Below are 19,771 nucleotides of genomic sequence, written 5' to 3'. Positions count from 1 at the left end.
GAGCTGAGAACTTCTCCGTTCTGCCTCGCGGCCTGCGTCCCCGTGACAGGGTGACAGCACACCCACCACGGAGGAGAGCACCATGGCCGATGACCAGAAGAAGATCCGCAAGCTCGTGGACGGCGCCAAGTTCGCCATGTTCAGCACGCTGAACGAGGAGGGGCAGATCGTGTCGCGCCCGATGACGCCCCAAGAGGTGTCGGATGACTGGACGATCTTGTTCGTCACCCAGCGCTCGGAAGAGGTCGCCGTGCAGTCCGAGGGCAGGGCGGTCAACCTGGCATTCGTCGACGGCATGGATTTCGTCTCCATCACCGGCACCGGCGAGATCCGCGATGACGTGGAGAAGAAGACGGAACTCTGGAACCCCGCCAACGAGGCCTTCACCGAGGGCGGGCCCGAGAACCCGAACAATGTGATCCTGGCCGTGCACTGCGATTCAGCGCGCTACTGGGATTCGCCAGCGGCTCCCGTCGCTCTGGTGAGCATGCTCAAGGCTGCGGTGACCGGCGACAAGCCGGGTTCGGGCGAGTCGGGCACCGTGGCGCTCTGAGCCTCAGGACTCCGACTGCCGCACCTGATCGGACTTCTTGCGCAGGCCGGAGAGGAAGCGCTCCTTGTCAAGGACAGCGCGCTGGTGGGTGCCCGAGGTGATCTCGTCGCGCTCATCGCGTGCCGTGACCTCCCAGTCGACCGAGCGGGCGCCGACTGCCGTGCAGGTCACGTCCACCGTGACGACCTGCCCCGGAAGGGTCGCGGCGGTGTGGCTCACGTTGATGTGGGTGCCCACCGAGATCTGGCCGTCCTCGAGGTGGCCGGATTCCTCCAGATGCCGCATGCAGGCCCACTCCAGCAGGCCGACCATGTAGCCGGTCGCGAAGACGTTCGGGACCGTCTGGAACTCCTCGGACTCGGGATAGAGGTAGGGAACCGTGCGTTCCAGGGGAACGGTGTAGGTGAATGTTGAGGTGCTGCCCGGCTCGATCATGCTGCCCAGTAGACCACGAGGGACGCGCCATGCGGAAGGTCACACGTAGGCTCGGACCATGACCGACCTGTACATCGTCCGGCATGGCGAAACGATCTGGTCCAAGTCGGGTCAGCACACCTCCGTCACCGACCTGGACCTGACCCCCACGGGCAAGGACGAGGCCCGCAAGGTCGGTGAGGAACTCACCCGGGGGGATTTCGGCCTGGTGCTCACCAGTCCGCGGTTGCGGGCCCGACGCACCGCTGAGCTGGCCGGTTTCGGGGACGCCGAGGTCACCGAGGACCTGGTCGAGTGGTTCTACGGCGACTACGAGGGCAGGACCTCCGCCGACATCCGCAAGGAGAACCCGGACTGGCGCATCTGGACGACTGATCCCAAGAACGGCGAGACTCGTGAGCAGGTCGTGGAGCGACTCGGTCGGGTCGTGAAGCGGGTGCAGGAGTCCGGCGTCGACAAGGCCATTGTGTTCAGCCACGGACATGCGTCCCGTGCGTTGGCCTGCGTCTGGCTGGGCTGGGGCCTCGAATTGGGCGCCCAGATCCCCCTCAAGACGGGCACCGTCAGCATCCTGGGCTTTGAGAAGGAGTCACCAGCCATCGTGCGCTGGAACGTCTGAGCTCAGCGCCCCAGCAGGAAGTCCACAGCATCCCTGGCGCGCCACCCACTCGGGTGGGTCTCCAGCATCCGCTTCGGGCCCTCGAGGTCCTGCCCGAGGGTGACGCCGAAGGCCTCGACGTAGCCGTCCTTGCGTTCTTGACCGAGCCCGATGTTGGCGGTCAGGCAGTTGCACAGGCACTTTCTCCCGACGGTGTCCTCGATCCTGCCGCCCTTGCGCAGGTAGGCGTCGACGGGTTCGGACGCACAGCGGTAGCCGATGCGTCCGTTTTCACGGAGGTAGGCCTGGCGCAGGTAGGACAGGTCACACAGCCGCGGACGCGCCTGGTAGACCTCCTCGTCGCTGAGCGTGCCGGGCATCTGGGCGATCTTGAACGGGAAGCCAGTCGGGGAGGCGCGCGGGTCATTGCGCACCTGCAACTCCCCCGCCCCGAGCTGGGCCAGCAGTTGCCCGCGCACCTCGTCAGTCAGCCCCGACTCCTGCGCAAAGGCGAAGATCGTTCCGCACTGGACGCCCTCAGCTCCGGCGTCGCGAGCGGCCTGCACGGCCTCCGGAGTGGCGTAGGCACCGGCCAGCCAGAAGGGCGAACCGAAGCCGCGCATCTTCTCCAGGTCAGCCATGTCCTTGTCGGCGTAGATCGGGTCCCCGACCTCGTCGAGGGTCAGCTTGCCTCGCGGCGGCGCGGAATGGCCGCCGGCGATCGGGCCCTCCACCACGAAGCCGAAGGGCTTGATTTTCTCGTCGCGGTTGAGGAAGCCGGCCAGCGAATGCACCGAGATGATCGCCAGGAAGCGCGGGGTCTCGAAGGTGGGCGGGTTCGGTCCGAGCACCGAGGCCGGGTCGACGGTGGACCAGTACGGGGCCCCGCCGGCGACGTCGATGTGGACGCCTCCCACGCGCCCGGCCGACAGGTCACGCAGCAGCTGCGGGATCTCACGCGGAATACCCGCTCCCATCAGCACGTAGTCCACGCCGGCGATGACGGCCCCGAGGGCGGCGCTGGGTGTCCCCATCTGGATCTTCTCCAGGAAGTTCACTCCGATGATGCCGTCGTGGCCCTCCTTGGCCAGCCAGACCTCGGCGAAGTTCGCCAGCGCGCAGAGTTCGATGGTGTCCTGGGCAGGGTCGACCGTCAGCGTGGGAGACGGGCGATAGGGCGCCCCCTGGCGTCCCTCGGGCTTGAAGTACCGCTTCAGGACGCGCTCGACAACCAACTGGTTTGGGAACTGCGCCAGCGCACGGCGGTAGTGCCCGCCGACATCGCCATCCTGCAGCGTCCGTGCGAGCACGGTGTCGAGGGCGGTGCCGGACACCACTCCGAGCTCACCGGCCAGGCTGACTTCACGGGCAAGCCTCCACGATGAGACCGCCACGCCCATGCCGCCCTGGATCACGGTGGGAAGCGAATGCTCGTTCATCCGGGTCCTCCAAAGGTCCACAAACTACGGTTGCGTAACCTACGGTAGCGTAACTTATTTGCACCCGGCGGTCAGAACACTGTCCGGCAAGCAGGCCGTCCGGGCAGCGGTACCCGCGCCCTGACCCGACCCTGAACTGGGGCTTGCACCATGGTCCAGCTATCACCTCAGTGGCACCATGGGGAGCATGACCCAGCCCGCTCGTGGAGACCTGCGCGCGTCCGACGCCGATCGCACCCTGGTCGAAGAAGTCCTCAACAACGCCTACGTCGACGGACGCCTGACCCGCGACGAGCTGGACGAGCGTCTGGGCAACCTGTGGAGGGCGCGCACCTTCAACGACCTTGCCCCCCTGACCGAGGATCTCGTCCCGGTCGGGCACCAGCTGACCCATGCGACGCAGTACTCCACGCCCGCCGCGGACGCACCGGTGGCCCGCATCGACACCCACAACACCACCCAGGCCACCGACACGATCACCGCGATCCTGGGTGACCACAAGCGCACCGCAGAATGGCGGATGCGCCAGGACACCAACGCGACCACCGTCATGGGCACCATCAAGCTCGACCTCACCCAGGCAGTGCTGGAGAGCCCGCAGCCCAGAGTTCACGTGAACTGTGTGATGGGTGATGTGATCCTGCGGGTGCCAGCCGGGGTGGCGGTCTCGAACCACGTGTCCTCACTGCTGGCTGACGTGACACTCAAGGGTCTTCGCCCCGGCCCCAACCCGATCACCATCACCCTGACCGGGTTCTCGCTGATGGGTGATGTGAAGGTGATCGGCCCCGACCACGTCTCCTTCGCTGACAAGCTGTTCGGACGCGCCTGAGCCCGCGGGGTTCCAGTCCTCCGCCCGGCTACCCTTGGGTCCGTGCCCCTGGACCCCGCCACTGCTGCCCTGTTCAACTCCCGCATCGAGGACTTCGCCGAGGTCATCGGCCACGTCTTTGACCAGCTCATCGGCGAGACTCCTGATGACGACATCCTTGGTTTCGCCCTGCTGAGCAACCGTGAGGGGACAGAACTGGAGGCAGCGGTCTACCGTCGCGAGGACCACCAGGAAGCGCTGGCCCTGCGCCGGGACCCGGCCTACTCCCGGGGCGCCGCCATGGACTGGGATCTCCTGCTCAGCTGGGCGCCCGCCCAGTGGCCCCACAGCACCCGCACGACCCAGATCCCGGCCACCGCCGACCTGTACGCCATGTGGGAGGAGTTCGGGACGCTGGCTTCCCGCGTCCGAGCTGAGGACGAGAGTTACTGGCCACGCGTCGCCTGGGAGGCCGCCGCCCTGGCCATGGCCGCCCTGCACGAGGCGCAGGCCTTCCTCGAGTTCCCCAACTCGGTGCGGATGCTCTCTGTGGTCGGGATGGTCGATCCGGCCGCCGAGTTGCGCTGGGTGTCGCTGATGAACGACGAGCCCAGGATCGAGCTCTACCGCGCCTTCGTGGGCGAACTCCAGCGTCAGGCGCCCACCGCATGAGCGCCGAAGGCATGGGTCCTCACGCGGCGACGACCGCTACGGTGACCACCGATCCGGTCTTCCTCCCGGCCGGCTACGACTGGAAGCCGCTCGACCCGAAGTACGCCACCGTCGAGCTGATCAACACGCCCATCGGGTGGCTCGTCCTGGCAGCCATCACCCTCGTTCCAACGGTGATCTGGGCGCCACGCTGGGCAGCCCTCGCGCTCGGAGCCTTCTGGGTGTTGATCATCCTGTGGCGTACCATCACCGCCGGACGTCGAGCACGGGCCTGGCACTACGCGCAGACAGAGCACGACCTGATGATCAGCCACGGCCTGATGTTCAAGGAACTCCAGGTCATCCCCTACGGCCGCATGCAGACAGTTGAGGTCAGCGCCGGTCCCATCCTGCGCAGTTTCGGCCTGGCCACCGTCACCATGAAGACCGCCACGGACGCCAACAGCGCCATGATCCCCGGTCTCGCTGCGGACGAAGCCGACCGGTTGCGCGAGGAACTCTCCCGCCTCGGCGAGGAGCAGGCGGCCGAACTGTGAGTTCGATCCCGACTCCGCCGCGTCCCCCTGCGGACGCCACCGGCGAAGAGCCCCCGGACGAGACCGTGGCGCCCATCGGCGACAACGCTGCGGAACCCTCCAGTGCAGCCCCTGCCCATCGAACCCACCCGCTCACCCCGCTGGTGTCGGTGTGGGCGGGCCTGGTGGGGGCGGCCTTCCTGATCGGCCGCGAGACGCTGGATGAGGGAGTCAGTCTGGACTCGCTGCTCAAGGTCATCACCGACCCCGCGACTCCCATCATCCTCGGCCTCGGGCTGGTTCTCTCGATCGGCTGGGGGTTTGTCCGCTGGCTGACGACTCGCTATCGGCTGGAGTCGGACGGTCTGGTGATCGAACAGCGGTTCATTACCCAGACCTCCACCCAGACGCCGTACCGCAAGGTGCAGTCAGTCGACATCCGCCAGCCGTTCTCCGCGCGTCTCCTCGGCCTGTGCGAGCTGCGCGTGGAGGTGGGCGGCGACGGGTCGAGCCAGCTTCGCTACTTGACACGGGGCGCGGCCGAGCAGTTGCGCCAGGACCTCCTCGCCCGCGCCGTACGGGCACGCGCCCCACAGGCGCCTGCGACGACGGTGGAGAACGTCACCCAGTCCTCGCACCAGGGGGATGGCCCACCCCCTCGCGATGTGCTGCCGCAGGGGCAGCACTCTGCGAGCCTGCCGGACCTGACCGAACCGGGGCGCCTGATCGTGCAGGTGCAGCCCCGCACCCTGATCCTGGGGCACCTGGCGGATCGGGCGTGGATCTGGCCACTGCTCATCACCGCCGGCATGGTGGTCTTCGCCCTGTGGACAGGAAGCGAACTCAGCCTTGGCCTGGTGATCCCGTTGTGGCTCTCGATGGGCGTGGTGTACGTCCGCCAGGTCGTGAAGGAATGGCGGTTCCGGGTCGAGGAGACCCGGCATGGTCTGCGCATCAGTTGCGGACTGACCGATCTCGCGACGTCCACCACCCCCACTGCTCGAGTCCAGGGTTTGCGACTGCACCAGCCCTTGTTGTGGCGTCCGCTCGGTTTGTGGAGCGTGCGCGCGGCCATCCTGGGCAATGAGAGCGACGACGAGGACTCCATCAGCGACACAGTCCTGCCCCTGGGCACCTGGGAGGAGGCCATGCGAGTTGCCCACGCATTGTGGCCCGGCGTGGACCTTGACCGGGTTCCGATGTGTGGAGTACCTCGCCGCGCGCGGTGGTTCCTGTGGTGGGGCTGGCGTCAGCACTTGTGGGGCATGGACCAGGAGGTCGCGGTCACCCGTTACGGGCGCTTCGGCCGCACCGTGAACGTGATCGACCACTCCCGCGCCCAGTCCCTGTCGCTCACTCAGGACCCCTTGGATCGTCGGCTGGGCCTGGCCTCGGTCCAATTCCACCTGATCCAGAGCCCGGTGTCGGTCGCATTCACCTGGCTGGACCTGCGCGATGCCCAGGCGGTGGTGCGAGACCATCCGGCGCTGGCTCGTGGCGTCCGGGAACGTCGTCGTGCCCTCGGCACCAGATTGGTCGCGCGCGTGCCCTAGTGTGGTGCCCATGAGCAACGTGCTGGGCATCGACATCGGCGGTTCGGGCATCAAGGGTGCCCCGGTTGACCTGGAGGCAGGTGACTTCGCTGCGGATCGGCTGCGGATCGAAACCCCGTCGAAGTCCACTCCCAAGAACGTCGTCAAGGTCTGCGCCGAGATCATCGAGAACTTCGCCGACCAGGTCGGCGACGGTCCGGTCGGCATCACCTTGCCTGCCCCCGTCGTGCACGGCAAGGTGCCCTTCATCGCCAACCTGGACCAGGAGTGGAAGGGTCTGGAGGCGGAAAAGTACTTCCAGGACAAGTTGGGGCGTCCGGTCACCATCGTCAACGACGCGGACGCCGCGGGCGTCGCTGAAACCCATTTTGGTGCCGCCAAAGGCGTCAACGGTCTGGTCATCCTGACCACGCTCGGCACGGGCATCGGCTCGGCGCTGATCCTCAACGGGCTGCTGGTGCCGAACTCCGAGCTGGGTCACCTCGAGATCGACGGCAAGGACGCCGAGAAGGAGGCGGCCTCCTCGGTCAAGGACCGTCTCGGCCTGTCCTACAAGGAGTGGGCACCGCGGCTGCAGCGCTACTACTCCCACGTGGAGATGCTGTTCAGCCCGGACCTGTTTGTCGTCGGAGGTGGTGTCAGCCGAGACCACGCGAAGTTCATGCCGCTGCTCAGCCTGAAGACCCCCATGGTTCCCGCGCAGCTGCGCAACAAGGCCGGCATCATCGGCGCCGCCTGGCTCGCCCAGGATCGAGTCGTGCACCCGGACCCGGACCCGGTCATCCTTGAGAGCTTCGCCGGTGGCCCCGGCGCGGAGGACACCGTCAAGGGCAAGCACTCCAAGAAGAAGTAGTCCCCCCGCCTTCCCTTCCTCGGGCCCTCACCTCAGTGCGCTGGGGGCGTCTGGGGGCGGGCGTTCACATCCGCTCAGGGGCGTCGATCCCGAGCAGGTAGAGTCCCTTGGACATCACTCGCCGGGTCGCCAGCACCAGGCCCAGGCGGCTCGCGCGAACGTCCCCCTCGCTCTTGAGAACGGGGCACTGTTCGTAGAAGGACGCGAACTGGCCGGCGAGTTCGTAGAGGTAGTTGCTCAGCTTGTGGGGGGCGAGGGTGCGGGCGACGTCCTCCACCACCTCCCCGAAGCGTGACAGCAGCAGCGCGAGCTGCTGCTCCCCGGGCTCGGTCAACACCGTGATCGGACCGACCGGGAGCTCCTCAGCCTCGGCCTTGCGCAGGATCTGGCAGCAACGAGCATGCGCGTACTGCAGGTAGGGGCCGGTGTCGCCGGTGGTCTGGGTCATCCGCTGCGGGTCGAAGGTGTAGTCCTTCTGCAGGCCCGAGGACAGGTCGGCATACTTGATCGCGGCCAGGGCGATCGAGGGGGCGGCGTTCTCCTCGGCCAGGTCGAGCAGGTCGGACAGCTTCGCGGCAGACCCGTCGCGCGACTTCAGCGGGCGTCCATCATCGCCGAGCACCATGCCGTAGCCGATGTGCTGCACCTGGACGTTCTCGGGCAGGTAGCCGGCCTTCTTCGCGACGGCGAAGACCTGCGCGAAGTGGCCCGACTGGCGGGCGTCGGTGACGTAGATGATCCGGTCAGCCCTCAGCTCCCGCACGCGCCGCCTGATGGCGGCCAGGTCAGTGGTCGCGTAGCCGTAGCCGCCGTCACGCTTGCGCACGATCAGCGGGGCGTCGAAGCCGTCGACGAAGACGCAGAGAGCGCCGTCGTCGATCACCGCGACCCCGGACTCCTCGAGCTCCTTCACCAGCACGGGCAGGTCGTCGTTGTAGGTCGACTCCCCCGCCAGGTCGGCATCGGTCAGCAGCACGTTCAGGCGTCGGTAGGCCTCGTTGAAGCCGGTCAGACTGATCGCGATGAGCTGGCGCCAGATGGCGAGGGACTCCTCGTCACCGGACTGGAAGACCTCCACCCGGGCGCGGGCGCGCGTGGCGAACTCCTCGTCGTCCTTGAAGTGCGCGGCGGCGCGCTTGTAGAGGGCGTCCGCGTCAGCCAGCGTCAACGTGGACGCGTCCAGACCCTCATCGAGGATCTGTTCGATCAGCATGCCGAAAGGCGTTCCCCAGTCACCGATGTGGTTCTGCGGGATGACCGTGTGGCCGGTCGCGGCCAGGACGCGGTTGAACGCGTCGCCGATGATCGTGGTGCGCAGGTGGCCGACGTGCATCTGCTTGGCGACATTCGGCGCGGAGTAGTCGATGACCACGCGCTGGGGCTGGTCGGTCTCGGGGATGCCGATGCGCGGATCCTCGAGGATCTGCTCGGCAGCAGCGGCCAGCACTTCCTGCTTCATCCGGAAGTTGATGAAGCCGGGGCCGGCGATCTCCAGCGGCTCGCACAGGTCGTCCAGCTCGAGCTTCTCGACGAGCTGGGCGGCCACTTCGCGCGGTGGGCGTCCCTCACTCTTGGCCAGGCGCATCGCCACGTTCGACTGGAAGTGGCCGAACTGGGGCTTGGTCGCCGGACGCATCTCCGGGTCAATGCCTGTGACAGCCTGGACGCGATCGGTGAGCTGGGACAAGAGGGACGCAGAGGGCATGGCGTCCATTCTTCCACGCCCACCCCCGCTGTTTTCCCGCGACTAGGCTGGCAGGGCAGACAAAGAAAGGTGTCCCATGACTGTTCCCTTGATCACGCTGAACGACGGTGTGACGATCCCCCAGCTCGGTTTCGGCGTGTGGCAGGTGGATGATGCGGAGGTCGTCGACCCGGTCCTCAAGGCCCTTGAGGTCGGCTACCGCCACATCGACACTGCCGCCATCTACGGCAACGAGCGCGGTGTGGGCAAGGCCATCGCCGAGTCGGGCGTCGCCCGTGACCAGCTGTTCGTCACCTCCAAGCTGTGGAATGACAGCCACAAGAAGGCTGACGCCCGCCGCGGCATCGAGGAGACCCTGAAGAAGCTCGGTCTCGACCAGCTCGACCTCTACCTGATCCATTGGCCGGCGACCGTCAAGTACGGCGAGGAGTACATCGAGGCCTGGGATGCGCTGCAGGAGTTCAAGGCCGAGGGCCTGACACGCTCGGTCGGCGTCTCCAACTTCACCCTCGCGAACCTGGACACGCTGAACGGCGAGACCCCCAGCATCAACCAGATCGAGATGCACCCCTCCTTCCCGCAGCTGACCTTCCGCGAGGAGCTCAGGGCTCGCGGCATCACGCCCGAGGCCTATTCCCCGCTGGGCAACCAGAAGGAGCCCTCCGACCTGGAGCTGCCGGCAGTCAAGGGCATCGCCGAGCAGACCGGTTTGTCCCCGGCGCAGGTGATCATCCGCTGGCACCTGCAGATCGGCAACATCGTGATCCCCAAGTCGGTGACCCCGAAGCGCATCGAGGAGAACTTCGACGTCTTCGGCGCCGAACTCACCCCCGCGCAGGTGGACGCCCTGAGTGGGCTGGACTCGGGTCATCGCCAGGGTGCCGATCCGGAGACCGCCGACTTCTGACGCGAGGCTTCACACCAGGCAGTGCGCGGGGTGGATGCTGTAGTCGGCCATGTGGTCGAACACCCCGCGCAATGCCACCCGCTCCGGGTCCCGGTAGTACTCGCGCTGCCCCGAGCCGAAATCCTCCCACTGGCCCGCGAAGTCGAACGCCCAGGTGAACATGTCCTTCTCGCGGTCGGCAACCGCGAACAGGCAGTGGAAGCCGTGGCGCTCCCGCAGCGGGACGATGCGCCGCCAGATGCCCAGGAAGTCGTCCCAGTCGCCGACGATCGAGTAGCGACGCATGATCGCGATCCGGTCCAGCTCGGCGCCCAGCGGGCCGGCCTCCCCCGGCACCGCCTCGGTGAGGAACTCCACGTTGACCATCCGCACCAGCGCATTGCCGAAGACATGGGGACGCGTCTGCTGCTCCAGCTCGGCCCATTCCACGGGGGTGGACGTTCCCGCGGCACCTGAGTAGAGCCAGGTCACCTTGGGCTCGGCGTCGGTCTCGACGAAGACTCGGTGCGTATGCCACCCCTGGGCGTCCCACAGGGCACGACGCTGCTCGAACAGCGGCTCCCAGGCCCCCAGGTGCCCCGGTTTCACCGTGAACCGATGGAGCACCAGGACGGTGGCGGGGGTGACGGTCGCGGGCATGTGTCCACCGTAGCGACCGCGCGGAACGATGCGCCGGTCAAGCACGCCGAGGAGTCCCCAGATCGAGGGCTGGCGCTGGTGGCCTCTAGGCTGACATCCATGAAGATCGCCGTCGCCGGCCTCGGGTACGTGGGCCTCGCCAATGCCGTCATCCTCGCCCAGCACCACGAGGTGGTGGCCGTCGACCTGAACCCCGAGCGCGTCGAGCAGGTCAACCGGCGTGAGTCGCCCATCGTTGACGCGCTGCTGGAGGAGTACCTGTCCCAGCACACGCTCGACCTGACGGCCACCACGGACGCGGAGGCTGCCTACGAGGGGGCCGATTTCGTGATCATCGCAACCCCGACCAACTACGACGAGGTGCTCAACTTCTTCGACACCTCCAGCGTGGACTCGGTGATCGAGCTGGTCGCGAGCGTGAACCCGCAAGCAACGATCGTGATCAAGTCGACCATTCCGGTCGGCTACACCGAGACCCAGCGGGCGCTGTTCCCCGACCAGGAGATCATCTTCAGCCCCGAATTCCTCCGCGAGGGCAAGGCGCTGTGGGACAACCTGCACCCCTCCCGCATCGTGGTCGGGTCCAGCAGCGAGCGGGCCAAGAAGTTCGCCCAACTACTCAAGGAGGGCTCGCTCGATTCGGACACCCCGGTGCTGTTCACCGGCGCCACCGAGGCCGAGGCGATCAAGCTGTTCGCCAACACCTACCTGGCGATGCGCGTCGCCTACTTCAACGAGCTGGACACCTATGCCTCGAAGCACGGGCTGGACACCCGCCAGATCATCGACGGCGTCGGCCTCGACCCGCGCATCGGGCAGCACTACAACAACCCCTCCTTCGGCTACGGCGGTTACTGCCTGCCCAAGGACACCAAGCAGCTGCTGGCCAACTACGACCAGGTGCCGCAGACCCTGATCCGGGCGATCGTGGACTCCAACACCACCCGCAAGGACTTCATCGCCTTCGACATCATCGACAAGAACCCGGCGGTGGTGGGGGTCTACCGGCTGACCATGAAGACCGGCTCGGACAACTTCCGCTCCTCCTCGGTGCAGGGAATCATGAAGCGGATCAAGGCCAAGGGCATCCCGGTGATCGTCTACGAGCCGACGCTGGAGGACGAGGAGTTCTACCGCTCAGAGGTCGTGCGGGACCTGGAGGAGTTCAAGCAGCGCGCCGACGTGATCATCGCGAACCGGCACTCGGCCGAGCTGGAGGATGTCGCGGACAAGGTCTACACTCGCGACCTCTTCGGCTCGGACTGACCCGGCCACTCCCGCCAGCGGTCAGGCCCCCCGCAGCGCCACCTGGACGTCGTCCCGCGGTGCACCCAGCGCCGGTTGGGCATTCCGGGCCCAGTCGTAGACCAACTTGATGTTGGCGCCGATCTCGCGAACCTGTCCGAAGCGCCACGGACGGGAATGGGTCTTGACTGATGTGTCGCCCAGGCCCTGGGCGTCCACCTTCGCCAACCGGCAGGCGGCCACCGACCGTGGCAGGTGGTAGCCCTGGGTGACCACGGTCAGTGAGTCGACGCCGAAGATCTTCTTCGCCCGGACGCAGGAGCTCCACGTGTTGTAGCCAGCGTTGTCGGTGACGATGCGCGCTTCGGGGATCCCGCGCTGGTTCACCAGATAGCGCTTCATCGCGCGTGGTTCGTTGTAGTAGCCGTCGACCGCCCCGGAAACGATGATCACCTTCGCCTTGCCCGCGTCGTACAGGTCAGCGCCCAGGTCCAGACGTGCCCTGAGGAAGGGGCTGGGCGTCCCGTCGGGGTTGAGACCGGCGCCCAGAACCATTGCGACATCACGCACAGGAGTCTCCCCGACACTGTCGTGCGTGCGTCCCAGGCTGAGGGTGAGCACGAACAGCGTCGGCCCGAAGACGGCCAGAAGCGAGAGCGCAACGAACCCGCCGCACACGCGCAGGACGTAGCGCAGCAGGTGGCGGCGGGGCTTCTCGTCGGAACTCACGTGACCAGTATGACGCTCAAATCAGCGGCGGTGCTCCCGGTAGTAGCGCACCAGCTGCTGGGTGGAGGCGTCCTGCTCGTGCAGGGCGTCCGCGTCCCCCTGGACAGCGGGAGCGATCTGGGTGGCGAGCTTCTTGCCCAGCTCCACGCCCCACTGGTCGAAGGAGTCGATGCCCCAGATGACGCCCTGGACGAAGGTGATGTGCTCGTAGAGCGCGATCAGCTGACCCACCACCGAGGGGGTCAGCGCCGGGGCCATGATCGAGGTGGTCGGCTTGTTGCCCTCGAAAACTCGAGCCGGCACGATCTCCTCCGCGGTGCCCTCGGCGCGGACCTCGTCGGCGGTCTTGCCGAAGGCCAGGGCGGCGGTCTGGGCGAAGAAGTTGCTCAGGAACAGCTCGTGGACGTCCGTGCCGTTGTCCTTCAGCGGATGCGCCGGGGTGGCGACGGCGATGAAGTCGCAGGGAATCAAGCGCGTCCCCTGGTGGATCAGCTGGTAGAAGGCGTGCTGGCCATTGGTGCCGGGCTCGCCCCAGAAGATCTCGCCGGTGTCACAGGTGACCGGGGAGCCATCCCACCGAACCGACTTGCCGTTGGATTCCATGGTCAACTGCTGCAGGTAGGCGGCGAAGCGGTGCAGGTATTGCGCGTAGGGCAGCACCGCGTGGCTGTGGGCGTCGTAGAAGTTCACGTACCAGATGTTCAGCATGGCCATCAGCACCGGCAGGTTCTGCGCCAATGGAGCGTTGCGGAAGTGCTGGTCCATGGTGTGGAAACCGGCCAGCAGGTCCTGGAAGTTCTCGCGCCCGATCGCGACGGCCACGGCGGTACCGACAGCGGAGTCCACCGAGTAGCGTCCGCCGACCCAGTCCCAGAAGCCGAAGGCATTCTGGGGGTCGATACCGAAGGCCGCCACCTTGTCCAGTGCGGTCGAGACGGCCACGAAGTGCGCCGCCACCGCCTCGGACGCCTTGGAGTCGCTGCCGTCGATCGCTCCCTGCTGCTGCAGCGTCTCCAGCAGCCAGGCACGGGCGAGACGGGCGTTGGTGAGGGTCTCCAGGGTGGTGAAGGTCTTGGAGGCCACGATGAACAGCGTCGTCTCAGGGTCGAGGTCGGCGGTCTTCTCCGCGATGTCGGCCGGGTCGATGTTGGAGACGAAACGGCAGTCCAGCGCGTCGGTCTTGTAGGGGCGCAACGCCTCGTAGACCATCACCGGACCAAGATCAGATCCACCGATGCCGATGTTGACCACGGTCTTGATCGACTTGCCGGTGACACCGGTCCACTGCCCCGAGCGCACCTTCTCGGCGAAGTCGTAGACCTTGTCGAGGGTGGCGTGGACGTCGTCGACGACGTCCACGCCCTCGACCATCACGTGGCTGCCGCGCGGTGCACGCAGGGCGGTGTGCAGGACGGCGCGGTTCTCGGTGACGTTGATCTTCTCGCCGGTGAACATCGCCTCACGACGCTCCGGGACGCCGCACTCCTCGGCGAGCGCAATCAGCGCCGCCTCGACGTCATCGGTGATCCAGTTCTTGGACAGGTCGGCGAACAGGTCACCGGCCGTCAGGCTGAAACGGGCCGCTCGGTCGGGGTCCTTCTCGAACCAGGACCGCAGGTCGGGGTGGAGGTTGGCGGCGAGGGTGGTCAGCTCGGACCAGGCTCGGGTGGAGGTGCAATCAACCGGGGTCTGCATGTCCCCCACCCTACTTTGGGCCGGTCCCGCGCGGTCGGGTCGGAGGAGTTATCTGCAGTGATCGGTGTGGACGCCGGGAACCGGCGAGTGGAAGGCTTCGCACTGGGGAGAGAGTGTCCGGTCAGGTGGACGCGCCCTCCGGAAGGCCCTGCTCCAAGGCGACAGATTCCGGTCATGAGCCCCGCCCGTCCCCCGCCAGCTACTTGATCCCGGTGTTCGCGATCCCCGTGACGATGTAGCGCTGCAGGAACAGGAAGATCAGGACCACCGGCAGCATCGCGACCACGCTCATGGCGAGGATGTAGTTGAACGGCACCACTTCCTCCGCGCTGAACTGCGCGAGTGCGACCGGGAGCGTGTACTTGCTCTGGTCCTGGCTGATGATCAGCGGCCAGAGGAAGTCGTTCCAGCGCCACATCACCGAGAACACGGTGACGACGGCGATCGGGGCACCACACAGGGGAACGATGATCCGCAGGAAGGTGGCGAACTCCCCTGCCCCGTCCACGCGCGACCCCTCGATCAGCTCATCGGGGATCGACAACATGTACTGCCGGATCAGGAATACTCCGGTTGGGGTCGCCGCCGGCGGGATGATCAGGCCCCACAGCGAATTCACCAGCCCCAGGTCACTGGCGACCTTGTACACCGAGATCAGGATCACCTGCAGCGGCACCATGATCATGGCCAGCACGAGCAGAAACAGCGCATTGCGTCCACGGAAGTTGTATTTCGCCAGCCCGTAGGCGCACATGGTGTTGATGACCACGGTGAGAATCGTTGCCCCCACGGTGACGATCACGGAGTTGCTCAAATACGTCCCGAAATCGAAGCGACTCATCGCCTCGGTGTAGTTGGTGGGGGCGAAGCTCTTCGGCATCAGCGACGGAGGCCGCTGTGCCAGTTCCGACTGGCTCTTGAAGCTCGACAACACCGTCCAGGTCAGCGGTACCAGCACGCCGAGCGCTGCGGTGACCAGCACGGCGTATCGCAACACCACCAGGGTCGTGGGGGTACGGGTCGCTGCGACCGAGGTCCAGGTGCCCTTGGGACGCCCGCGGCCCCGCCCTCCCCCCGTCCCCGACCCGGCGACGGTCTCCTGCGCGACGACGGATTCCTGCCCGACGGTGCTCACGCTGCCTCCTTGCGGCGCCCGTAGGCGAAGTTGATGGCGGTCAGGACGAACACGAAGCCGAAGAGCACCACGCCGCCAGCCGCCGCCAGTCCGTAGCGGGTCGGGGTGCTGAACCCTCGCTCGTAGATGTACTGGACCAGCAGGGTGGTGCTGCCCACCGGCCCACCACCGGTCAGGGTCCAGATGAAGTCAAAGGCCTGGAATCCGGAGATCGTGGACAGGATCAGCACCACCAAGGTGGTCGGCCGCAGCAGGGGCCAGGTGATCTTGGTGAACCGCTGCCACGTGGTTGCCCCGTCCACCTTCGCGGCCTCATGCACATTCGGGTCGATCCCCTGCAGCCCGGCCAGCATGATCAGGGTGTAGAAGCCGGTGTGCATCCACAGGCCGACGAAGATCACGACGCCCATGGCGAGGTGGTCCTGCACCAGCCAGCCCGGGCCCGTGATCCCGAGGCTCCCCAGGGCGACGTTCACCAACCCGTTGGTGCGCTCGAACATCCAGCCCCAAAGCAGGCCGATCACCACCGCCGACAGCAGCGAGGGCAGAAAGATCACGGCGCGAAAGAATGTGCGTCCCCGAAAGGAATCATTGAGCAGCAATGCGAACAATGTCGCGAACAGCACGGTGAAGCCAACGAAACCAATCGTGAACACGACCGTCTGGGTCAACACCTGCAGGAATTCGCTGTCGGTGGCGATCTCGGTGAAGTTGTCGAACCCCACCCAGCGGAATGTCCGCCCATTCCGCGAGTCGTACAGCGACATGTTGAACATGTTGATCGCCGGGTAGATCGTGAAGATGGCGAACACCAGCATGTTCGGGAGGATGAACAGGTAGGGCGCGATTTTCTGGCGGTTCAATCGCGGCCGTCGCCGACGGGCAGGGGCGCCCGACCCCATGGATCGGGCGCCCTCAGCGATGTCGGGCTGGGTGTCAGCCAGCATCCTTGATCGCCTTTTCCACTCCCGTGCGGAGCTTGGTCGTCGCCCCCTCGGGGGTGTCCTTGCCGGCCAGTACGCTCGCGACCGCCTCCACGAAGGCCTTGGCGGAGTTGCCGAATGCGGGCGCGTAGGCCGAGGTGTAGGTGTCCTCCGGGGTCTTGCTGATCTCGGAGAGGAAGACCTTCATGTCCTCGGGTCGCTGGGCGAAGGGGATGTCGGCGTCGACCAGGTCCTTGCGGGTGGGCAGGAAGTTGGCCTCGGCGTCCATCTGCTTCTGGTTGTCAGCAGAGTTCATCCATGCAATGAACTCTGCGGCCAGCGCCGGGTTCTTCGACTTCTTGAAGGCAGCCATCAGCTTGCCGCCGGGGAATCCGCCGCAACGCTCCTCGCAGGGGTTGGGGACGGCCTGCCAGGTGAACTTCGCATTCTTGGCCAGCGCCGCCACCTGCCAGTTGCCCGAAACATAGACCGGCACCTGCTCGCCCAGGAAGATCTCGTTGGCCGCCTTGTACTTCGATCCCGCCTGCAGGACGAGGTCGCGCGGCATGGTGCCGTCCTTGTTCCACTTCTGCAGGTCGCTCAGCATCTTCTGCGTCTTGGCAGGGTCAGCGGCAACCGTCTTGCCGTCGCCACCGATCAGCGTCGTGCCGTACTGGCTGAGCATCGTGGAGAAGCGGTGCCCGGAAACGTCGACCGCCACGCCGTACTCGGTCTTGTTGGCTGCCTTCACCTTGTTGGCCGCGTCGACCATCTCCTGCCAGCTCTTCCAGCCCTTGCCTTCGGAGGGGACCGGGACGCCAGCCTTCTTGAACTGGTCGGCATTGACGAAGACGCCGTTGATCGTCAGGTCCGACGGCACCGCCAGCCGCTGCCCGTCCGGCCCCATCGCGGCCTTGTCGAAGCCGTCGATGAACTTGCCGTCCAGAGCCTCCTTCTGGAACTTGTTCAGGTCGAGGAGGTCCTCGCGGAAGTTGGTCAGGTCGGAGAGCCGCGCCACGTCGGGGGCGTTGCCACCGGCCAGCCGCGCCTGCAGGGTCTGCTCCAGGTTGGCGTAGGGGACGATCTCAAGCTTGACCTTGACGCCCTTCTCCTTCTCGTACTTCGTGATCAGGTTGCGGGTGGCCTGCTCGTCGGGGCCGTCGGTGAAGTAGAGGTAGGTCAGTTCCTGGACACCCTCGCGGGCATTGGTGTTCGCATCCCCGGGGTCGGCTTCCTTCTCACCCGGGGAGCATGCGGTCAGGGCCAGCACACTGCAGAGCAGAGCTGCCGCGACGTTGCGGAGTTTCTTCATGTCAGCGCCTTTCGTTTGATGGAGAGGTATCACGCCATGGATGACCAACGCCCCAAGCGTGGCAAATCGTTGTGCTTTCTCAACCGGGACAGTGCATCGCTCGCTGCTCGCATGCCCCTCCCACAGTGCAGGGGCGGTCCGATCATCAGGTGCGACCGGCGAGTCGCCCCCATGCTAGGTTCGCGGCCTTCCACGGTCAATGGGCCGGCCAACGGCTCGTCGGGCGCTGGCACCGCGCGAGCGCTCGATGACCTCACCCAGCCGTTGTTCGCGGGTTCGTTGCAGCTCCTCGCGCTCATCGGGCGACAGCGTGCGGACCATCGCCTGTCGGCCGCACTCCTCGGTGGCCAGGGTCGCGACCGCTTCAGCCTCGCACCCCAAGCTCACGGAGCAGGCGCTTCAACTGCCCACGGTGCTCACGTGTTCACTGCGCTGCTCCGCCACGGCGCCTCCTGAGGGTTGGGGATGAGTGTCCAGTGTGCCCGTGGGCCCTTCCGGGACGCTCGTAGCCACGCTTCAGTGAAGTCCTGCCCGGAAACTTTCGCACGAGAGCGGCAGGGTCCGCCCTCGCGGGCCGATCACCCGGAATCTTCCGCACCTCGGCGAAAGCTTCCGATCCCCGCGCGGCCGCTTTCCCCGGAGAAGGAACGGACCCCACCGCCCGCAGGCGATGGGGTCCGAGAGGAACGGGAGCAGGCAGCCGCCTGCGGCGTCCGATCAGTAGACCGAGACGTGCACGTGGTCGTAGTGGTTGGCAGTCGCCCCACCACGGTCGGACATGGAGCGCCAGCCCTCACCAGAGCGCTGGACGGTCCAGATCTTCTGGGCGTAGATGAGCTCGCTGATCCCGAGGCGGGAGGCGTTCGCGCGCAGGTAGTTGGCGATCTCCCAACCGGTCGCCCCGGAGATCATGATGTCGACTGCCCGCCCCTGTCCGTGGAAGTCAGAGCTGGGACGGTAGCCACCGTAGGAGCTGACCTGTGGCCAGCGAGCGCACACGGCACGGTAGACACCCATGGCGTTCGCATTCACACCGCGCGGAGGAGCGTCGCTGCAGGCCCCCGCAGCCGGTGCCGAACCGCTCGAGGAACCACCCGAGGTAGTCTTGGGAGCAGTGGTCTTCGGCGCAGCAGGCTGGGACTTCGACAGGAACTCACTCGACACCCAGGCAGCGCGTCCATTCCAGGAGATCTGGCGGAAGCCGTTGCTGCTGACAGCAGTGACCGACACCTTCTGGCCGACCTTCAGGGTCGACAGCACCTCGCCACCGGTCGAGGGGATGGCGCGGACGCGCACCTTCCCGGTGGCGTAGCGGGAACCGATCACCTCGCCCAGGCGTGGGATCGCAGGCCCGGCGTTCTGCGGCTTGGCGTTGTTGGCGCGGGTGGGCGCCGCCTTCGTGGTGGGACGCGCCGAGCTCGCGGCGGTCGCCTTCTTCATGGCCACGGGCTTCTTCATGGCCACGGGCTTCTTGGTGGTCACAACCTTCTTGGTGGTCACAACCTTCTTGGTGGTCGCAGCCTTCTTGGTGGTCGCAACCTTCTTCGATGGGGCAGCCTTGGTCGACGGCAGTGTGCTGAACTTCACACCACCGGACAGCGCCGCGGACTCAGCGGGGCTGGCCGACGGGGTGAGGGCAGGACGCGAGGCCTCGCGGTTGGGGGCCTTGGCACGCGCGGCCACCGACTGCTGCACCTCGACGACCGGGGCCGCCTCCAGGGGCTGGTCGCCGGGACGGGTCACCGCGAACGAGGTGGCCGCGATACCGACCGCCAGCACCGGGGCGAGCACCAGCCCAAAGCGCTTCCGACGAGGGGTGATGAACGCACTGAAGCCACCGATCACCGTTGCCTCCTCGACTTCCACATCGTCGGTCTCCACCACAGGCTGCATTCGCGTAGGGGTGCGCAGCTGCTCATCGAGGGTGGCGGAGTCGTTCTCAGTGGTGAACCGGTGTCCGGTCATGGGTATCAAGGCCTCAACAGTTGGGGGCAGGCTTCTGACTGAGAAGATCTTAGGTTAATTCTCAGGAATAGCAACCCCGCACCCCCG

General features: G+C 66.4%; 20 protein-coding genes. 9 read left to right on the top strand and 11 right to left on the bottom strand.

What is annotated here, in order from left to right:
• Positions 1-82 precede the first annotated feature (82 nt).
• Positions 83-553: a pyridoxamine 5'-phosphate oxidase family protein gene (locus tag M3G03_RS01955; protein WP_259807698.1), complete on the top strand. Its 471-nt coding sequence runs from the start codon at positions 83-85 to the stop codon at positions 551-553.
• Between the two features lie 3 nt (positions 554-556).
• Here the strand turns inward: M3G03_RS01955 and M3G03_RS01950 are convergent, their stop codons facing one another.
• Positions 557-988: a thioesterase family protein gene (locus tag M3G03_RS01950; RefSeq protein ID WP_259807696.1), complete on the bottom strand. Its 432-nt coding sequence runs from the start codon at positions 986-988 to the stop codon at positions 557-559.
• 58 nt (positions 989-1,046) lie between these two features.
• On the opposite strand from M3G03_RS01950, the gene M3G03_RS01945 reads away from it, so the two are divergent.
• Positions 1,047-1,607: a histidine phosphatase family protein gene (locus tag M3G03_RS01945; protein WP_259807694.1), complete on the top strand. Its 561-nt coding sequence runs from the start codon at positions 1,047-1,049 to the stop codon at positions 1,605-1,607.
• Between the two features lie 2 nt (positions 1,608-1,609).
• On the opposite strand, the gene M3G03_RS01940 is transcribed toward M3G03_RS01945, so the two are convergent.
• Entirely contained in the window at positions 1,610-3,025 is a 1,416-nt protein-coding gene (locus M3G03_RS01940) for a nitronate monooxygenase (protein ID WP_259807692.1), read from the bottom strand.
• A 187-nt stretch (positions 3,026-3,212) separates the two neighbouring features.
• Between M3G03_RS01940 and M3G03_RS01935 the strand changes: the two genes are divergently transcribed.
• The 5 genes from M3G03_RS01935 to ppgK are packed head-to-tail and all read left to right on the top strand — an operon-like array spanning position 3,213 to position 7,429.
• Positions 3,213-3,857 (top strand): DUF1707 domain-containing protein, encoded by a 645-nt coding sequence (locus tag M3G03_RS01935; protein WP_259807691.1) that lies wholly within the window; start codon positions 3,213-3,215, stop codon positions 3,855-3,857.
• A 42-nt stretch (positions 3,858-3,899) separates the two neighbouring features.
• Positions 3,900-4,508: a DUF4303 domain-containing protein gene (locus M3G03_RS01930; protein WP_259807690.1), complete on the top strand. Its 609-nt coding sequence runs from the start codon at positions 3,900-3,902 to the stop codon at positions 4,506-4,508.
• Complete coding sequence (locus M3G03_RS01925; RefSeq protein WP_259807688.1) at positions 4,505-5,044, top strand: PH domain-containing protein; 540 nt, start codon at positions 4,505-4,507, stop codon at positions 5,042-5,044. The genes M3G03_RS01930 and M3G03_RS01925 overlap by 4 nt, the downstream gene beginning before the upstream one ends.
• Positions 5,041-6,576 carry a PH domain-containing protein gene (locus M3G03_RS01920; RefSeq protein ID WP_259807686.1) on the top strand — a complete coding sequence of 512 codons (1,536 nt, stop codon included), beginning with the start codon at positions 5,041-5,043 and terminating at the stop codon, positions 6,574-6,576. The genes M3G03_RS01925 and M3G03_RS01920 overlap by 4 nt, the downstream gene beginning before the upstream one ends.
• 10 nt (positions 6,577-6,586) lie before the next feature.
• Positions 6,587-7,429 carry a polyphosphate--glucose phosphotransferase gene (gene ppgK / locus M3G03_RS01915; protein WP_259807685.1) on the top strand — a complete coding sequence of 281 codons (843 nt, stop codon included), beginning with the start codon at positions 6,587-6,589 and terminating at the stop codon, positions 7,427-7,429.
• A 64-nt stretch (positions 7,430-7,493) separates the two neighbouring features.
• On the opposite strand, the gene argS is transcribed toward ppgK, so the two are convergent.
• Positions 7,494-9,143 (bottom strand): arginine--tRNA ligase, encoded by a 1,650-nt coding sequence (gene argS / locus M3G03_RS01910; protein WP_396121847.1) that lies wholly within the window; start codon positions 9,141-9,143, stop codon positions 7,494-7,496.
• 67 nt (positions 9,144-9,210) lie between these two features.
• On the opposite strand from argS, the gene M3G03_RS01905 reads away from it, so the two are divergent.
• The gene (locus tag M3G03_RS01905; RefSeq protein WP_259807683.1) at positions 9,211-10,041 is read left to right on the top strand and encodes an aldo/keto reductase; all 831 of its coding nucleotides are present in this window, start codon (positions 9,211-9,213) and stop codon (positions 10,039-10,041) included.
• 9 nt (positions 10,042-10,050) lie between these two features.
• Here M3G03_RS01905 and M3G03_RS01900 read toward each other — a convergent pair whose 3' ends face one another.
• Complete coding sequence (locus M3G03_RS01900) at positions 10,051-10,680, bottom strand: hypothetical protein (protein WP_259807682.1); 630 nt, start codon at positions 10,678-10,680, stop codon at positions 10,051-10,053.
• A gap of 99 nt (positions 10,681-10,779) precedes the next feature.
• On the opposite strand from M3G03_RS01900, the gene M3G03_RS01895 reads away from it, so the two are divergent.
• Entirely contained in the window at positions 10,780-11,946 is a 1,167-nt protein-coding gene (locus tag M3G03_RS01895; protein ID WP_259807681.1) for a nucleotide sugar dehydrogenase, read from the top strand.
• 21 nt (positions 11,947-11,967) lie between these two features.
• Here the strand turns inward: M3G03_RS01895 and M3G03_RS01890 are convergent, their stop codons facing one another.
• The 7 genes from M3G03_RS01890 to M3G03_RS01860 form a co-directional block, all read right to left on the bottom strand.
• Positions 11,968-12,654 (bottom strand): vancomycin high temperature exclusion protein, encoded by a 687-nt coding sequence (locus tag M3G03_RS01890; RefSeq protein ID WP_259807680.1) that lies wholly within the window; start codon positions 12,652-12,654, stop codon positions 11,968-11,970.
• A 21-nt stretch (positions 12,655-12,675) separates the two neighbouring features.
• A complete protein-coding gene (pgi, locus tag M3G03_RS01885; RefSeq protein ID WP_259807679.1) occupies positions 12,676-14,349 on the bottom strand; it encodes a glucose-6-phosphate isomerase in 1,674 nt (557 codons plus the stop codon).
• 199 nt (positions 14,350-14,548) lie between these two features.
• Complete coding sequence (locus M3G03_RS01880; protein WP_259807678.1) at positions 14,549-15,484, bottom strand: carbohydrate ABC transporter permease; 936 nt, start codon at positions 15,482-15,484, stop codon at positions 14,549-14,551.
• Positions 15,481-16,431, bottom strand: a complete 951-nt coding sequence (locus tag M3G03_RS01875; RefSeq protein ID WP_259807676.1) for a carbohydrate ABC transporter permease — start codon at positions 16,429-16,431, stop codon at positions 15,481-15,483. The genes M3G03_RS01880 and M3G03_RS01875 overlap by 4 nt, the downstream gene beginning before the upstream one ends.
• Complete coding sequence (locus M3G03_RS01870; protein WP_259807675.1) at positions 16,421-17,719, bottom strand: ABC transporter substrate-binding protein; 1,299 nt, start codon at positions 17,717-17,719, stop codon at positions 16,421-16,423. Before M3G03_RS01870 ends, M3G03_RS01875 begins: the two co-directional genes overlap by 11 nt.
• Positions 17,720-17,893: 174 nt before the next feature.
• A complete protein-coding gene (locus M3G03_RS01865) occupies positions 17,894-18,106 on the bottom strand; it encodes a hypothetical protein (RefSeq protein WP_259807674.1) in 213 nt (70 codons plus the stop codon).
• 330 nt (positions 18,107-18,436) lie between these two features.
• Positions 18,437-19,684, bottom strand: coding sequence for an SH3 domain-containing protein (locus M3G03_RS01860; protein ID WP_259807672.1), 1,248 nt, complete (start codon positions 19,682-19,684; stop codon positions 18,437-18,439).
• Positions 19,685-19,771: the final 87 nt, after the last annotated feature.

The sequence above is a fragment of the Aestuariimicrobium sp. p3-SID1156 genome, from assembly GCF_025144225.1.
Taxonomy (GTDB): Bacteria; Actinomycetota; Actinomycetes; order Propionibacteriales; family Propionibacteriaceae; genus Aestuariimicrobium.
The sequence above is the reverse complement of the archived record's forward strand: the minus strand, read 5'-3'. Positions and strand labels throughout refer to the sequence as shown.

Coding starts and splice junctions, on each gene's coding strand:
- ppgK (WP_259807685.1), top strand. CDS start 6,587: ATGAGCAACGTGCTGGGCATCGACATCGGCGGTTCGGGCATCAAGGGT.
- M3G03_RS01895 (WP_259807681.1), top strand. CDS start 10,780: ATGAAGATCGCCGTCGCCGGCCTCGGGTACGTGGGCCTCGCCAATGCC.
- M3G03_RS01900 (WP_259807682.1), bottom strand. CDS start 10,680: ATGCCCGCGACCGTCACCCCCGCCACCGTCCTGGTGCTCCATCGGTTC.
- M3G03_RS01935 (WP_259807691.1), top strand. CDS start 3,213: ATGACCCAGCCCGCTCGTGGAGACCTGCGCGCGTCCGACGCCGATCGC.
- M3G03_RS01860 (WP_259807672.1), bottom strand. CDS start 19,684: ATGACCGGACACCGGTTCACCACTGAGAACGACTCCGCCACCCTCGAT.
- M3G03_RS01940 (WP_259807692.1), bottom strand. CDS start 3,025: ATGAACGAGCATTCGCTTCCCACCGTGATCCAGGGCGGCATGGGCGTG.
- M3G03_RS01925 (WP_259807688.1), top strand. CDS start 4,505: ATGAGCGCCGAAGGCATGGGTCCTCACGCGGCGACGACCGCTACGGTG.
- M3G03_RS01950 (WP_259807696.1), bottom strand. CDS start 988: ATGATCGAGCCGGGCAGCACCTCAACATTCACCTACACCGTTCCCCTG.
- M3G03_RS01875 (WP_259807676.1), bottom strand. CDS start 16,431: ATGCTGGCTGACACCCAGCCCGACATCGCTGAGGGCGCCCGATCCATG.
- M3G03_RS01955 (WP_259807698.1), top strand. CDS start 83: ATGGCCGATGACCAGAAGAAGATCCGCAAGCTCGTGGACGGCGCCAAG.
- argS (WP_396121847.1), bottom strand. CDS start 9,143: ATGGACGCCATGCCCTCTGCGTCCCTCTTGTCCCAGCTCACCGATCGC.
- M3G03_RS01870 (WP_259807675.1), bottom strand. CDS start 17,719: ATGAAGAAACTCCGCAACGTCGCGGCAGCTCTGCTCTGCAGTGTGCTG.
- M3G03_RS01945 (WP_259807694.1), top strand. CDS start 1,047: ATGACCGACCTGTACATCGTCCGGCATGGCGAAACGATCTGGTCCAAG.
- M3G03_RS01905 (WP_259807683.1), top strand. CDS start 9,211: ATGACTGTTCCCTTGATCACGCTGAACGACGGTGTGACGATCCCCCAG.
- pgi (WP_259807679.1), bottom strand. CDS start 14,349: ATGCAGACCCCGGTTGATTGCACCTCCACCCGAGCCTGGTCCGAGCTG.